At 73.7% G+C, this 16,923-nt stretch carries 2 protein-coding genes; both read right to left on the bottom strand.

Features of this window, described 5'->3' with window-relative positions:
- Window positions 1–14 precede the first annotated feature (14 nt).
- Complete coding sequence (locus ACIQRL_RS31945; protein WP_401338051.1) at window positions 15–14,765, bottom strand: SDR family NAD(P)-dependent oxidoreductase; 14,751 nt, start codon at window positions 14,763–14,765, stop codon at window positions 15–17.
- A gap of 332 nt (window positions 14,766–15,097) precedes the next feature.
- Entirely contained in the window at window positions 15,098–16,876 is a 1,779-nt protein-coding gene (locus tag ACIQRL_RS31940) for a fatty acyl-AMP ligase (RefSeq protein WP_401338049.1), read from the bottom strand.
- Between the last annotated feature and the right edge of the window lie 47 nt (window positions 16,877–16,923).

The following is a 16,923-nucleotide window of genomic DNA, read 5'->3' as shown; positions in this document are numbered from 1 at the left end:
ACCCGCCGGCCCGCTCACTGCCGCCGCCACGAGCGGAAGGCCCGCAGGTGTTCCGGCGTGACCACGGTCTCCAGGTGCTCGTCGTCCTGGTCGCCGCCACCGAGCGCGGCCAGCAGACGCCGGGCCGGTACGTTGCGGTCGGTGCGCTCCGCCGTCAGCCGGACCTTCACGCAGCCCAGTCGGTCGGCCCGGTCCGCGAGCCAGTGCAACAGCCGTTCCTCGACGCCTCGGCCGAGCGCGCGGCAGCTCAACATCCAGGCGAGGACGTCGAGTCGATCGCCGTCCACGCGCAGAGCGAGCAGGCCGATCTGGCCGTAGTCGCCGAAGCGGTCCCGCGCCGCGGCCGTCCACACCTCGCCGTGCTCCCGCCACCGCCCCAGGTCGCCGCCGTCGGCGGACCGAGGACGGAGGGTGAACTGATTGGTGCGGCGGACGAGTTGTTCCGCCCGCTCGACATCGGTCCCGGACAGCGCCCGGATGTCGACCTCCAGCTCCAACCCGGCGAGGAACTCCTCGAAACCGGCCTGCTCACGCACGGCGTCCCGCTCCCGCTCCTGCGCGTAGAACCCTGCCCGCAGTCCGTCCTCGGCCGTCGCCGCCGCTGGGACGAGCGGCCACAACCGGCCGAGGAATTGCTCCAGTTCGTCCGCCGGAGGGCAGGTCACCGACAGCACCTCCGGCAGCGCCGACCGCACCCCCGCGATCTCGACCGGGTTGTCGTCGAGGAACAGGAAGCTGTCAAGACCCAGGTTGAGGACGCGCGCCGCCTCAGCGAGACGGGCCGGCTTCGGGCCCCAGCCGGCGGAGATCACGCTGAAGTGCTCCGCCTTGAGCAGGCTTTCCGGACGGTTCAGGACGGCCCGTACGGTGTCCTCGTCGTTGTTGCTGACCAGCGCGAGCAGCGTGCCCGCGGCACGCCATCGCGCCAGGCTGCGTGCCAGCAGGGCGCGCGGTCCGGTCAGATCGACCGACTCGGGGCCGATCTCACCGGCGACCCCGCCCCACAGGGTCTCGTCGCCGTCCACCGCGATCACCTTCGGCGCGGGGCGCAGTACCGCTCGTACCACCTGGGCCAGCCGCAGGGCCACCGCCGCCTGGAAATGCGGGGTGAAGGGGAGATGGGCCAGCCGTTCGGTCCGTTCGTCGAAGCGTTCCGCGACGGGATGGTGGCGCGTCCAGTCGTCCGGGCCCAGCACCGCGATGCCGGGCGCATCGGCCAGCTCGGCGAGGACGGCGCTCTCCCATCGCGCGAAGCGGTCGTCGTGTCGCGCCGAGGGCAGGACGCCCACGATCAGTGGTCTGCGGGTCCGCTCGGACAGGGCCCGCAGCGCCGCCGGGTAGGCGGTGCCCAGTTCGGTGAGCACCGTGTCGGCCAGCGGGCCGAACCGTTCCAGGTCCGCCGCCCGCAGCAGCACCACGCCCACCGCCGTCGTCGGATCGGTGAAGACTCCCGAGGGATCGCGCAAGGCGGAGAGGACTTGGTGGTACGGCGCTTCCGCGACCGTCGGCCCCTCGTCCCGCTCCCGCTCCCCCTCCCCTTCCCGCGTGCCCTCCTCGAGCGCCGCCTCGCACAGCAGCGGCAGATTGCCGAGCGCGAAGGTCGCGGCGAGAGCGAGTGAGCGGCGCGGGCGGGCACCAGGCGCCCACACGAACGGAGTTGCCGACGCCACCGGTGCCGCAGTCGCACCTGGCGCAATCGGAGCCGCTGTCCTTCCCATCGCGAGGGACGTAAGCGTCGTGTCCGTCGCGGGAGTTGGCGTGCTCCCCGTCGTACGGACCGCCGTCGTCGGGTCCTCGGCCGTCATGGCGAGCAGTCGCAGGAACCCCTCCGCCAGCTCGGTGGAGGTGACCGCGTCCAGGATGTCGAGGTTGTGGTCGAGCCGTACGCGGCCCGCGTCCGGGGTCATCGTGACCATGAGGTCGAGGTCGGAATATCCCGTCCCGGCCGGGAGCACCTCCAGCCGGCCGAGGCGGGCCGCCGAGGAGCGTACGTAGTTGAAGTACACCTCCACGAACGGGGCGTTCGCCCGGTGCAGCCCCTGGCCGGCAAGTGTCGACAGCACGTCCGAGAACATCGCGCCCTTCGCGAGGATCCGGTCCAGGCGGGCGTCCGTCCGGCGCAGCACCTCCTCGATCCGCTCCCCCGCCGCCGCTTGCGCCGGGAACGGCACCGGTACGCCGAAGAATCCCACCGCGTCGTACGCGTCGGCGTGGATGCGCGTGTCGACGGGCACGGCGAGCACGAAGCGCTCCCGCTCCCGCATCCTGGCCAGCAGGACGGTCAGGGTGCCGAGGCAGAAGGCGGCCGGCGTGACGGCCAGCCTGCTCGCGGCCGCCGACACCCGCTCCATCAGCCCGTCGGGTATCGCCACGGTCACGCTCCCGGCCCGGTACGAACGTGTCGAGGGGCGCGGCCGGGCGAGCGTCAGGTCGAGACGCTCGCTGCCGTGGAAGGCCTCGCGCCACTCGGTGGTGGCGGCACCGGGGGCGTCGCCGGTCCGCTGGGCCTCGATCAACAGGTCGATGTCACGGTTGGTGACGGCGGAGCCGAGCGAGGTACCGGACAGTTCGGCGTCGATCTCCCCCGCGACGAGCAGCAGCGACTGCAGATCGCTCACCGCGTGGTGCGCGCCGAACACCAGGATCTGGCCCCGCGCACCGGCGTCGAGCAGCTCGAACCGCCACAGCGGCACCCGCGCCAGGTCGAACGGCGGCTCCAGCAGCCGGGACAACCGGTCGTCGGCGTCGAGTACGGCGTCGGCGGGCACGTCCGTCCAGCGCAGCAAGGGTTCGGTCGACCGCCGCTCCACGCGCAGTTGTCGGCCGCGTCCCTCGCCTGGGGCCATCGCCGTACGCAGGGCCGCGTGCCGTCCGGCGAGCCGGGTGACGATGTCGGTGAGCGCCTCGCGGCTGGTCGGCGCGGTGAGCCGGACGGCCAGGCCGACGGCGTGCGCCGCGTCCGGCATGCCCGGCTGGGCGCTGCGCAGCAGCCGTACGACGTCGCGGGTCGCGGGCCTCAGCTCGCTCTCGGGCACCTCGGCCGGGGCGTCCGGCTGTGGCTCCTCTCCGCGTGCCCCGGTGGCGCGTTCGGGAAGCACCTCGGCCAGGGCCCGCGCGAGGCCCTGGATGTCGGATGCCGAGAAGACGGCCGCGGCAGGGAGTTCCGCACCGAGGTCGCGGGAGAACGCGTTGCGCAACCGGACCAACATAAGTGAGTCCAGGCCCAGTTGCTTCAGGGCCGTGGTCGCGGACAGCTCCACCGCACCGCCGGAGACCTGGCCGACCTTGGCCCGTACGTAGGCTTCGAGGCGAGTGGCCCGGTCCTGGTCCGTCGTCGCCGCGAACACCCGGGCGACGAGGTCGTCCGTGCCCTCCGGAGCCGCGGCGGCGGTGATCAGGTCGCCCAGGATCGGGCGCGTGCGGGCCGCGTCCGGGTCGAGCTCCAGCGCCTCCCGGTCCAGGGCGAGGGGGGCGAGCTGGCGGCGGGAGGTGGCGAGCACCCGCTCGAACAGGTCGCCGCCTTCCGCCGGGGTGAAGGCGATCAGCCCCGAACGGCTGGTCTCGGCGGCCCGGGTGCTCGAACCGGCGACCATGCCGACCTCCGTCCAGGCGCCCCAGTCCAGGCTCAGCGCCCGGCGGTCGGTGCGGGAGAGGTGGTGGGCCCAGGCGTCGAGGAAGGCGTTCGCCGCCGCGTAGGGACTCTGGCCGGCCGAGCCGAGGACACCGGCCGCCGACGCGAAGAGGACGAACCTTTCGGCCTCCGGGGCGAGTTCGGTGAGCAGGGCGGTGCCCAGGACCTTGGGGGCGAGCACGCGCAGGACGCGTTCGTCGGTCAGGTTCGCGACCGTGGCGTCGTCGAGGACACCTGCCGCGTGGACGACCGCGGCGATCGGTCCGGCGTCACGTCGTACGGCGTCCAGGGCGGCCGTGAGCGCGGCGCGGTCGGCCACGTCCGCGCGGGCGAGGTGCACGGTGACACCACGTGCTTCGATCCCCTTGATCCAGCTCTCCGCGGCCGTATCGGGCCCGCCCCGGCTCAACAGGGCCAGTCGGCGGGCACCTTGGCGGACCAGCCGCTCGGCGGCCACCCGGCCGAGGCCGCCCAGACCGCCCGTGACCAGGTGGACGCCGTCCGCGGTGATCCCGCCGTGCCCGCCGTCGTCCGGGCGGGTGCGGGCCAGCCGGGGCACCAGTCGGCCCGATTCCCGCAGTGCGACGAGCCGTTCGTCGTCCGCGTGCCGGAGCTGCGTCCACAGGTCGTCGCCGCCGTCGGTGGCCGGCAGGTCGATCAGCGTGGTGGACAGCTCCGGGTACTCCTGGGCCACCGAGAGTCCGAAGCCCCAGGCGAGGGCCTGCTGAGGGTGCGTCACCTGGGTGCTGTCACCGGCGGCCTGGCTGCCTCGCATCACCACGAACAGGCGCGGAGCGCGGCCCTGGGGACGGTCCGCGAAGGCCTGTACCAGGTGCAGGGTGTTCAGGCAGCAGCAGCGCGCGGCCTCTTCGGCCGTGGTGGCGTCCTCGACGGCCGGAGCGTCGAGGGCGGACAGCTGCACCACGAGCTCCGGTGGGCCGTCGGCGAAGGCCTCGTCGAGCAGACGGGTCAACTGCCGTGGATCGGACGGATCGAGGACATAGCGTCCGGGGCCCTGGGCGCCGAACTCCGTGCCCCTGCGCACGATCACATGGGGCACGGCCGCGGAGGCCAGCCGCGCCGCGAGTGCCTCGGCCACCCCGGTCTCGTCGGCCAGGACGAGCCAGCCGCCGTCGACGGGCCGCTCCTGTGCGGCCGGGCGCGGCTGCCACCGGGTCTCGAAGAGCGCGCCGTCCAGCGGCGAGAGAGCGGCGAGTTCGAACTCCGATGCCTCCAGGACCAGTTGCTCATTCTCGTCCCAGAGCCGTAGGTCCAGGAGCGCGGTGTCGCCCTCGACCGAGCGCAGTCGGCAGGTCGCCCACGCGGGCGCGGAGCGCAGGCCGGTGAAGCGCAGCCGTCCGACACCGGCGGGCACGAAGGGCCGGCCCGCGGGTGCGTCGGCCGGCAGGGCCGCCGTGTGGAAGGCGGCGTCGAGGACCGCGGGGTGCAACAGATGGCCGGCGGCGTGCTGCCGGGCGAGTCGGCCGACGGCCGCGGTATCGGTGCGGTGGCCCTGCTCCAGGAGCCTGAAGGCGGGGCCGTAGTCGATGCCGAGTGCCGTGAGCCCCGCGTAGACGGCGGGCAGGTCGGCCTCCTCGTCGCACCGCTCGCGCAGCACGGCGGGCCCCTCGCCCGCGTCGGGTACGTCGGGCGAGGGTTCGGCAGCGCCGTCGACGACCCGTCCGGTGACATGGTGCTCCCACGCGGCGTGCCGTTCGCCGGTGGCCGCCGAGGCGATGGTGAAGTCCCGTGAGCCGTCCGGTCCGGCGGGCTGCAGAACCAGTTGCAGCCGTGCGGGCTTGTGCGCGTCCAGAGCCAGCGGCCGCAGGAACCTCACGTCGGCCAGTCGTACCTCGCCGCCGTCCCGCAGCGTGGACGCGGCCTCCAGGGCCAGGTCGAGGAAGGCGGCGCCGGGCAGCCAGACCTCGCCGGTGACCCGGTGGTCGGCGAGGTAGGCGAAGCGGCTGTCGCGCAGGTCGATGTCGCTCTGGAAGATGTGCCGGCCTGGTGTGTCGCTGGCCTCGACATGGGTGCCGAGGAGCGGTGAGCTCCCGGTCGTCCCGTTGGCCTGGGCGGGTGCGCGCCAGTGGCGTTCGCGGGTGAAGGCGTACGTGGGCAGGTCGATGCGGCGGCCCTCGGGGAGCATCAGCGGCCAGTCGGGCGTGTGCCCGGCCTCGTACAACTCCCCCAGCCGGCCGAGCAGAACATCCCGTCCGTCCCGTCCACGGCTCAGCGAGCCGACGGCGACCGCGTCGATCCCCGCCTCGGCCGCCACCGCCTCGACCGCCGCGGTGAGCGAGGGGTGCGGGCTCAGTTCGACGAAGTAGCGGTAGCCGTCGTCCAGCATCCGCCGGATCGTGTCCGCGAATCGGACGGGGCGCCCGAGGTTCGCGTACCAGTGGTCGGCGTCCAGTTGGTCGCCGGGCACCGGTTCGGCCGCCACCGTCGAGTACAGCGGGGTCGTCGTGCGCGTGCCCCGGATGCCGGAGAGCCGGTCGAGCAGATCCGCCCGGACCGGGTCCATCAAGGGGGTGTGGGAGGCGAACGGCGTCGACAGTCGCCGTACCGGGATGTCCCGCGCTTCGAGGTGCCCGCGCAGTTCGGCCAGCGCCTCGGTGTCGCCGGAGACGGCTGTGGAGTGCGGGCTGTTGACGGCGGCGACGAACAGCCGGTCCTGGTAGGGCGCGAGGAGCTTCTCGGTCTCCGTGCGCGGCAGTTCCAGGGCCAGCATGCCGCCCTGTCCGACCAGCGGGGCGACCGCTCGGGCGCGCCCGGTCACCACGGACACGGCGTCGTCCAAGGTGAGGGCACCCGCGCTGTACGCGGCGGCGATCTCGCCGAGGCTGTGCCCGATCACGGCGTCCGGGCGAACGCCGAGTGCTCGCCAGGCGACCGCCAGGGCCGCGTTGACCGCGAACAGCGTCGGCTGAAGGAACTCGGTGCGGTCGAACGGGGCGAACTCCTCGGGTGCCGACAGGACGTTGCGCACCGACCAGCCGACGCGGCGGTTCACCGCCGCGTCGATCCGGGCCAGCTCCTCGCGGAATGCCTCTGACTCGGCCGCCAACTCCACGCCCATACCGGGCCATTGGCCACCGTGCCCGGCGAAGACGAAGGCCACCTTGCCGGATTGTTCCGCGCGGGGCGCGGCCAGCGGCATCCGTCCGGCCGCCAACGCGTCGAGCCGTGAGCGCAGTTCGTCCCGGTCGCCGGCCACGATCGCCGCTCTCCGTTCGAAGTGGCTGCGGTGTCGCGCCAGGGTGTGGGCCACGTCGGGCAAGGCGACATCCTGGTCCAGGTATCGGGCCAGCCGTGCGGCCTGCCCCCGTACGGCGGCCTCACCGCGCCCGGAGAGCGCGAACAGTCGTTTGCCCGGGGCGGTTTCGCCCTGCGGCAGGGCCTGGGCCGGTTCGGCCTCCTCGACGATCAGGTGCGCGTTGGTTCCGCTGATCCCGAAGGCGCTCACGCCGGCCCGCCGTACGCGTTCGCCCGAAGGCGGCCAGGCGACCGTCTCCCGCAGCAGGTGCAACCCGCTGTCGTCCCATTCGACATGGCGACTGGGCGTTCCGGCGTGCAGGGTGCGTGGCAGGCAGCCGTGCCGCAGGGACTGCACGACCTTGATCAGACCGGCCACGCCCGAAGCCGCCTGCGCGTGACCGATGTTGGACTTGAGCGAGCCGAGATACAGGGGGCGGCCCTCGGGGCGCGAGGTGCCGAAGACCTCCGCGAGGGCGTTCGCCTCGATCGGGTCACCGAGGGTGGTTCCGGTCCCGTGCGCCTCGACGTGGTCGATGTCGGCGGGTTCAAGACCGGACAGCCCCAACGCCCGCCGGATCACCTGTTCCTGGGCCGGACCGTTCGGCGCGGAGAGGCCCTGACTGCGGCCGTCCTGGTTGACGGCCGTACCGCGCAGCACGGCCAGCACCTCGTCTCCGTCGCGGCGCGCGTCGTCGAGCCGCTTCAGTACGACCATGCCCGCGCCCTCGGCCCAGACGGCACCGTCGGCGTCGTCGGAGAAGGAGCGGCAGCGGCCGGTCGGGGACAGCCCCCGCAGACGGCTGAACTCGACGAAGGTTCCCGGCGTCACCATCAGCGTCACCCCGCCGGCGAGCGCCAGGTCGCACTCGCCCGACCGCAGCGCCTGCGCCGCCAGGTGCACCGCCACCAGGGACGACGAGCACGCGGTGTCCACCGTCAGCGCCGGTCCGTTCAGGCCCAGCGTGTACGCGATCCGGCCCGAGGCCACGCTCGGCGCCGATCCCGTGCCGACGTACCCGTCGAGCTGGTCGAGCCGGGAGCCCGCGAGGTAGTCGCTGCCGAACATCCCGACGTACACACCGGTGCTGCTGCCCGCCAGTTCCGCCGGCACGATCCCGGCGCGCTCCAGTGCCTCCCAGGCCGTCTCCAGCAGCAGCCGTTGCTGCGGGTCCATGGCCGCCGCTTCCATCGCGGTGATACCGAAGAAGCCCGCGTCGAAGGACTCCAGGTCGTCGAGGAAGCCGCCCTCCTTGGCGTACGACGCGCCCAGGGCCTCCGGGTCGGCGTCGTACAGCGACTCCACGTCCCAGCGGTCCGCCGGGAACGGGCCCACCGCGTCGCGGCCCTCGGCGACCAGACGCCACAGGTCCTCGGGATCGCTCACGCCGCCGGGCAGCCGGCAGGCCATGGCCACCAGGGCCAGCGGCTCGTCCGACGCCGGCGCCGGGGTGCGGGGGGACCGTGGATCGGGTGCGTCGCGCCAGGTGGTACGACCGTCCGTGGCGAGGGCGGTGGCCAGCAGGTGGGCGGAGAGCCGAGCCGCGGTGGGGTGGTCGAACAGCAGGGTGGCGGGGAGCCTGGCGCCGATCCGGGTGCCGATGCGGTTGCGGAGCTCCACCGCCGTCACCGAGTCCATGCCGAGCTCCCGCAGCGGCTGATCGGGACGGACGGACTCCGCCGAGCGCAGGCCGAGCGCCCGGGACGCCTCCTCGCGGACCAGGGCCAGGACACGTGCGGCGCGGTCGGCCTCCGGGAGCCGGGCCAGCCGGTCCGCCAGCGAGGCTCCGCCGTCCTGACCGGTGCGGGGCGGGGGCAGCAGCGAGCGCCACAGGGCCGCCGTACCGTCGTGCGCAGTAGCCGTGCTCTCGCGCAGACGGGGCAGGTCCAGGGACCAGGCGATCAGGTGCGGCGCCCCCCGGCGCAGGGCGAGTTCGACGAGGTCGCGGCCCTGGTCGGGGGTGAGGGCGCGGTGGCCGAGCCGGGCCATCCGGTCCAGGTCGGCGTGTTCGGCGGCGAGCCCTTCGCCCGCCCAGGCGCCGAAGGAGACGGAGACCGCGGGCAGGCCCAGGGCCCGCCGGTGGTGGGCCAGTTGGTCGAGGAAGACGTTGGCCGCCGCGTAGTTGCCCTGGCCGGGGCCGCCGAGCACACCGGCCGCCGAGGAGATCAGCAGGAACAGGTCGAGCGGGATGTCGGCGGTGAGCCGGTGCAGATGGGCGGCGCCGTCCACTTTGGGGCGCAGCACCCGCGCGAGGCGTTCGGGCGTCAGCTCGGCGACCACCCCGTCGTCCAGGATTCCGGCGCAGTGCACGACACCGCGCAACGGCAACGCGTCGCCGACCCGGGCGAGTACGCCGCCCAGGGCGGCCGCGTCCGCGACGTCGCACTCCGCGATCTCGACCTCGGCTCCGAGCGCGGTCAGTTCGGCGGCGACCTCGGCGGCTCGCGGATGCGCCAAGCCCTGACGTGAGGTCAGGAGAAGCCGGGGGACGCCGTGTTCGGCGAGAAGCCGGGCGATGTGCCGGCCGACGGCACCGAGCCCGCCGGTGATCAGCACCGTGCCGTCGGTGGGCGCCAGGACTCCGCGGCCGACGAGGTCGAGGACGACAGGAGCGCCCGACGCCGTGCCCCGCCGTATCGCCTCACGGGCGGCGGTGACGGGCAGGACCTGGGGACGGGCAGGACGCGCGGGCCCGGCAACGGCCTCGCGCAGCGTCCGGGCCGCCTCTTCGGGACCGGCGGCGCCGTCCGATGTGAGGGGCAGGGCGGCCGCGGTGGTGAACGGCATGTCCTCCGGGAGCACCGCGACCAGCCGTGCGTGGGCGACCGCCATGGAGCCGGGCGGGGTGTCGGCGAGGGCGACGACCCGCAGGCCGGGGCTCAGGTCCGTCACGTCGGCGGCGGTCTCGCTGACCACACCGGCGCACGCGGTACGCGGCCGCTCGCCGCCGGGCCCGGGGACCGCCACGGCGTGCACCTGGATCCGCACCCGGCCCGAGGTCAGGGCCGGGGACACCGCCGCGCGCAGGGTCGGATCGGCCGCGGGACCGGCCAGTTCGTAGCAGTCACCGGCCGGAATCCGCAGCGCGGCGGCCGCGCGGGCACGCACCAGCCTCGGAACCAGCAAGGGCCCGTCCCGGAAGGCGAGTTCGGGCTCGTCGGCAAGAGCGACGGCGGTCGCCAGGGCGTCGGCATGAGCGACGGCGGTCGCCAGGGCGTCGGCATGAGCGACGGCGGTCGCCAGGGCGTCGGCATGAGCGACGGCGGTCGCCAGGGCGTCGGCATGAGCTTCGGCGGTCGCCAGGGCGTCGGCATGAGCTTCGGCGTCGGCTTCGGCTTCGGCTTCGGCTTCGGCTTCGGCGGGATCGGAGCCGCCGAGGTCGAGGAGGGTCAGGCCGAGGTGCGGGTGTTCGGTCCGCGCGCTGCGAGCGAGGCCCCATAGCACCGACTGGGCCAGCGCAGGCACGGTGTCCCCGTCACCGGTCGCGACCGCGCCGCGGGTCACCCAGACGGTCCGGGCGGGCTGCCGGTCCCCCGCTTGCGCGATCAGAGCGCGCAGCTCGGCCAGCGCCACAGCGGCCAACTCCTTTGCCGCGGCTGCCGGTTCGGCATCGGACTCCGGGTGCGGCCAGAAGCGTACGACGATGTCAGCGCCCGTCTCACGCACCTGGACGCCTGCAGCCGCCAGGCCGCGCAGGACGGCCGCGACCTGCGGGTCCGAACGGTCGCCATGGACGGCCCACGCGGCGGGCTGCGCCGCAGCGGGCTGCTCGGTCACGGCCGTCCACGCCACCTCGTACAGGTGACGACCGTTCTCCGAGGCGCCGTTCAGGTCCGCCGGGTCTGCGGCTCGCAGCCGTACGTCCTCCAGCCGGCCAGCCGGGAGGCCGTCGGTGTCCCACAGGGTCACGTCGAGGGTGAGGTCCGTCCCCGAGCCCCCCGACCGCCGGACGAGCGCCGTGAGGTCGCTCGCGCCGCCGGGCGGCAGGACGCAGCGGCCCACCGCGACCGGCAGCAGCACCCGGCCGTCGGACGCGTCCAGCGCGGCGGCCACGTGCAGTGCGGCGTCCAGCAGCGCCGGGTGGAGAGGGTAGGGATCGGTCGCGTCGCGGGCCACGGACGGCAGCGACAGCCGGGCCAGGAGCTCGCCGTCGGCGGTGGTCGTGACCGCCGACCGGACGCCCTGGAAGGAGGGACCGTAGCCGAGTCCGAGCGCGGCCAGCCGTTCGTACGTCCCAGCGCTCCAGGCTGACTCTGCGGCCTTCGGCCACACCGGCGGCCGCTCCGGCGTCACCGGGGCGGGGGCGGCAGCCGACGCGGTGGCGTGCAGGGTCCATCCCGGGGCCTCCCGGCCGCGCGGGCGGCTGTGCACGGTGACCTCGGGCGCGGAACCGGTGGTGACCACTTCGACCGACACCTCGACCGTGCCGGTCTCCGGCAGCACGAGGGGCGCGAGCAGGAGCAGACCGGTCACTTCACCGGGAGCGTCCGGGCGGGCCACGGCGAGCGCGGCGCGGCACAGCTCCAGCACGGTCGTGCCCGACACCACGGTCCGCCCGAACACGGTGTGGTCGGGCAGCCAGTCGGCGGTGGCCGGGGACCATTCGTTGCGGAAGGTCCAGCGGGTCTCGTCCACCGACTGCAGTTGAACGCCCAGCAACGGGTGCGCGGCGCGGTCGAAGAGGCCGGAGGCCACGGTCCCCGACGCGGCTTCGGGCTCGATCCAGTAGGACTGCGGATCCCAGGCGTACGTGGGCAGGTCGGCCACCGGCGCGTCGGGAACGAGCCGGCGCCAGTCGATCCGCCGTCCGTGGACGTGGAGTTCGGCGGCGCCCCGGTCCAGACAGGCGGGCCCGTCCTCGTCGCGGCGCAGCGATCCGACGGCGACCAGGTCCTCGTGGCCGCCGTCCTCGGCGACCGTGCGCACGGCGGTGACGAGGGAGGGGTGAGGGCTGAGTTCGACGAAGTGGCGGTAGCCGTCGGCCGCCATACGTTCCACGGTGGGCGCGAAGCGCACGGGTTCCCGGAGGTTCGTGTACCAGTAGTCCGCCTCCAGCTCCTGCGTGACCGGCTCGCCGGTGACCGTGGAGTACCAGGCGACGGAGGTCGGGGAGGTGGTGACGCCGTCGAGTTCGTCGAGGATCGTCGCGCGCAGCGGCTCGACCCGGGCACTGTGGGAGGCGTAGTCGACGTCGAGGCGGCGGACGAACACCTGCTCGCGGTCGAGGTCGGCGAGCAGGGCGTCGAGCGGCTCCACGTCACCGGCGATCACCGTCGAGCGGCCGCTGTTCACGGCGGCGACGGACACCCGGCCGCCGAGAGAGGCCAGGCGCGCCTCGACCTCGGTGTGCGGCAGGGCGACGACGGCCATGGTGCCGGTGCCGGACACCTCGGTCAGGGCCTGGCTGCGCAGGGCGACCACCGCGGCGGCGTCGTTGAGGCTCAGCGCCCCGGCGACACAGGCCGCGGCGACCTCGCCCTGACTGTGCCCGATCACCGCGTCCGGCCGTACGCCACGGGCCCGCCACACCGCGGCCAGGGAGACCATCACGGCGAAGAGGACCGGCTGGACGACGTCGACCCGTTCCAGGGAAGGGGCGCCCTCGTCGCCGCGCAGGACGGCCGCCACCGACCAGACGGTGTAGGGGCGCAGCGCGGCGTCGCAGCGGTCGAGTTCGTCGGCGAACACCGGTGACCGGTCGAGGAGTTCGCGGGCCATGCCGGACCACTGGGCACCCTGGCCGGGGAAGACGAAGGCCAACTTGCCGGGTGGGAGGGTCTGTTGCGGGCCCACGACCAGGTCCGGGTCCGGCTTCCCCTCGACGAGGCCGCGAAGCGCGGTGAGCAGTTCGTCGTGGTCTCCCGCCCGGACGACGGCGCGGTGCTCGAAGTGGGTGCGGTGGTGGGTCAGCGTTGCGGCCACGTCGGGCAGTGTCGGCCGCGGTTGTGCGGCGAGCATGTCGAGCAGGCGGGCCGCCTGTCCCTGGAGGGCCGGGAGGGTGCGGGCGGAGAGCGGGAAGAGGGCCGGCTCCCCGGTACGGGGGTGCTGGGCGGGCGTCGGGGTGAGAGCCGATGTTGGTGTCGCGCCGGCGGCATGGGGGTGCGGGGCGGCAGTCGCAGGGGGAGCCGAAGTCGGTGCCGGTGCCGGGGCCTGTTCCGGTTCCGGTGCCAATGTCGGTGCCGGTTCCCGTTCCGATGTCGGTGCCGGTGTCGATGCCGCGGCCGGTGTTGGCGTCACGGCCGGTCGTGTCAGGTCCTCCGGTGACTCCTCCAGCACCACGTGCGCGTTGGTGCCGCTGATCCCGAACGCGCTCACCCCGGCCCGCCGCACCCGGTCGCCGCGCCGCGGCCACGCCTCGTCGCCGCTGTGCACGCGCAGACCGCCGTCCGCCCAGTCGACGTGCTCGGTCGGGTTCTCGGCGTGCAGCGACGCCGGGAGCCGTTCGTGGCCCAGGGACAGGACCGTCTTGATGACGCCGCCGATGCCCGCCGCGGCCTGCGTGTGACCGAGGTTGGACTTCAGGGAGCCGACACCCAGGGGCCGGTCCGTCGGACGTCCCGGCCCGAAGACCGACGCGAGCGCCCGGCCCTCGATGGGGTCGCCGAGCCGCGTGCCCGTGCCGTGCGCCTCCACGTAGTCCAGGTCCTCCGGCCGGAGCCCCGCGTCCGCGAGGGCTGCGCGCAACACCCGTTCCTGCGCCGGACCGTTCGGCGCGCTCAGTCCCTGGCTGCGGCCGTCCTGGTTGATCGCCGATCCCTTGACCACCGCGAGGACGCGGTCGCCGTCCCGGCGCGCGTCCGTGAGCCGCTTGAGGAGCACCAGACCGCAGCCCTCGGCCCATACCACCCCGTCCGCCTCGCTGGAGAACGGGCTGCACCGCCCGGACGGCGACAGCCCTCGCAGCCGGCTGAACTCGACGTGCCCGCGCGGTGTCACGAGGAGCGTCGCGCCACCGGCCAGCGCGAGGTCGCACTCGCCGCCGGCCAGTGCCCGCGCCGCCAGGTGCAGGGCCACGAGAGAGGAGGAGCAGGCCGTGTCGACCGTGACGGCCGGCCCCTGGAGTCCGAGGGTGTAGGCGATGCGCCCGGACGCCACGCTGGACGCCGAGCCCGTGCCGACGTGCCCGTCGAGCCGGTCCAGCGGGACCGAGGCCAGGTATCCGCTGTCGTACAGGCCGACGTAGACGCCCGTCCGGCTGCCGTTCAGCGTCTCCGGGACGATCCCGGCACGCTCGATCGCCTCCCAGCCGGTCTGCAGCAGCAGCCGTTGCTGCGGGTCCATGGTGGCTGCCTCGCGCGGCGAGATCCCGAAGAAGGCCGCGTCGAAACGGTCGATGCCGGTCAGGAAGCCGCCGCGCAGGGTGTACGCCTTGCCGGTGGCCTCCGGGTCGGGGTCGTAGAGCCCCTGGGTGTCCCAACGGCCCGCGGGCACCTCGCCGACGACGTCCTCGCCTGCGGCCAGCAGCCGCCAGAGGGCCTCCGGGTCATCGGCGCCGCCGGGGAACCGGCAGGCCATGGAGATGATCGCGATGTCGTCGTCCCGCCGCGCGGAGGGGCCGACGGCCACGAGGGCCGAGGCCGGATCGACCGTGCCCAGGGGCTGTTCGTCGAAGACGGCCTCGGCGATCCCCGCGATCGTGGGGTGGTCGAAGACGAGGGACGGCTCAACGGGCCGTCCGGTCCACTCGGACAGGCCGACGGCCAACGTCACCAACTGCCGTGATCCCAGACCGAATTCAGCGATCGGGCGCTCCGGCGCGACGGCCGACGGGGCAAGCCCGGCCACTTCGGCGACGGCCGACGTCAACCAGGCCCGCACCCCCTCGGAGGTGGTCGGGGTCGTCTCGGGGAACTGCTTCGGGGACTCGTTCGCTGGCATCTGGGCTGGTGTCCTCGTGAACTTGGGCTCAGGTGGATTCCGTACGGCCTACGCGACGGGCACGCGCGGCGTACGACAGACGCGACGGGTAGGCACGGCGTACGGCAGAAGGGCAACGGACAACGGGCAACGACTCAAGGCGAATTCGGGTGGAGTGCGGCGGATTCCGGTGGCTGTACGAGCGCGTACACCCCCTCGCACGGACGCACGACCGCCGTACCGACGACCGACGACCGACGACCTGCGACTCCGACCTCCGACTGAGTAACAGACCTACCCGGGGCCGCCGTTGAGCCGCCGACGGCGCGTGGGCACGGCTCCGGAGAGGGAGGTCATCTCGTCGCGGGCCCGCCGACCAGCGAGAGAGTCCCGTCGAGATACGCCGCCCGGGAGGCACGGCGCTGGATCTTCCCGCTGGACGTCTTGGGGATGGTGCCGGGGTGGACGAGCACGACGTCGCGCACCGGCAGGCCGTGCGCCTCGCCGATCGCGCCGCGGATCAGATCGATGATCTTCTCGGACTCACCCGCCGCCTCCGGTGCCGTCTCGGCGACGACGACGGGCTGCTCGCCCTCCCCTCCCCCGTCCACGGAGAAGGCGGCGGTGCAGCCCGGCCGCAGCGCCCAGTGGGACATCTCGGCGGACAGTTCCAGGTCCTGCGGGTAGTGGTTGCGTCCGTCGATGACCATCAGGTCCTTTAGCCGACCGGTGACGAAGAGTTCGCCGTCCCGCAGGAATCCGAGATCGCCGGTACGCAGGAAACGGCCCTCGCGGCCCTTGAGGGTGGCCCGGAAGGTCTCCCGGGTGGCCAGCGCGTTGCGCCAGTACCCCTTGGCGACACTCGCGCCGGTCACCCAGATCTCGCCGACCTCGCCCTCAAGCAGTTCCTCCTGCCGCTCGGGGTCGGCGATCACCACGGTGATACCGGGGCCGGGCCGGCCGGAGCCTACCGCCGCCGCGTCCGCCGACCTGGCCTCCGCCGCGCCCGCGTGCGGCCCGCCCCCGGCGCCGTCAGTGGTGCCGTCGGTGGCGATCGCAGGGGCAGCGGCCGCGACCAGGGTGGGCGGGGCCTGCACCGAGCTGCCGGTGACGATCAGCGTGGCCTCGGCCAGGCCGTAGCACGGATACAGGGCCTCACGGCGGAAGCCGGCCGCGCCGAAAGTCTCGGTGAACCGGCGCAGGGTCGCCGCCCGCACCGGTTCGGCGCCGTTGAAGGCGACCTTCCACCGGCTCAGGTCGAGGCCGTCGAGAACGTCCGGTGTGGCGTTCTTCAGGCACAGCTCGTAGGCGAAGTTGGGGCCGCCGCTGGTGTGCGGGCGGTACCGGCTGATGGCGGTCAGCCAGCGCTCGGGCCGCTGCAGGAAGTGCAGCGGGGAGAAGAGAGTGGCGGTCACGCCGAGGTAGGTCGCGTTCAGGACCGGGCCGATGAGGCCCATGTCGTGGTACACGGGCAGCCAGCTGACGAAGAGTTCATGGCCGTACTCCTCGATCACGTCGGGAGTGTGGCCCATCCGCTCCGTGATGACCCGCTCGTTGTCCAGCAGATTCCCGTGGGTCACCATCACCCCGCGCGGGGCGGAGGTGGACCCGGAGGTGTACTGGAGGAAGGCGATCGAGTCTGCGGTGATGTCGGGTTCGCGCCAGGATCCGGCCGCTTCGTCGGGGATGTCCTCGGTGGCGACGCAGGTGATCTCGGCCAGTTCGGGCAGGTGCTCCGCCATGGTGGCGAGGGTCGCGATCACCTCGCGACCGCCCAGGATCACCTTGGCATCTGCGTCGGCGATCAGGCGCTTCATCCGGAGCAGGGCCCGGTGGTTCTGCGACCGCCCCTGCGGTGGCAGGCCCGGCACGGCGACGACCCCGGCCGAAAGACAGCCGAGGTAGCCGCAGATGAACTCGATGCCGGGCGGATACAGCAGCATGGCGCGGGAACCGGCCAGGCCGCGCTCCTGCAGCCAGGCGGCGACGGCCCGGGACCGCTCGGCGAGCCGACCGTAGGAGATGTCCTGGATCTCTCCGTCGCAGTCACCCGTGACGAGGTACCGGTAGGCGGTCCGGTCGGGCTGTCGGGAGGCGTGCGCGGTCAGTAGATCGACCAGGGAACGAGCCATAAGAGGAGTCTCACCTGTTCGGATAAGTGAGCGAGAAGACGGAAGTT

Origin of the sequence: Streptomyces sp. NPDC091209 (assembly GCF_044757755.1) — a bacterium.
Taxonomy (GTDB): domain Bacteria; phylum Actinomycetota; class Actinomycetes; order Streptomycetales; family Streptomycetaceae; genus Streptomyces.
This window is presented reverse-complemented; position numbering and strand designations above follow the sequence as displayed.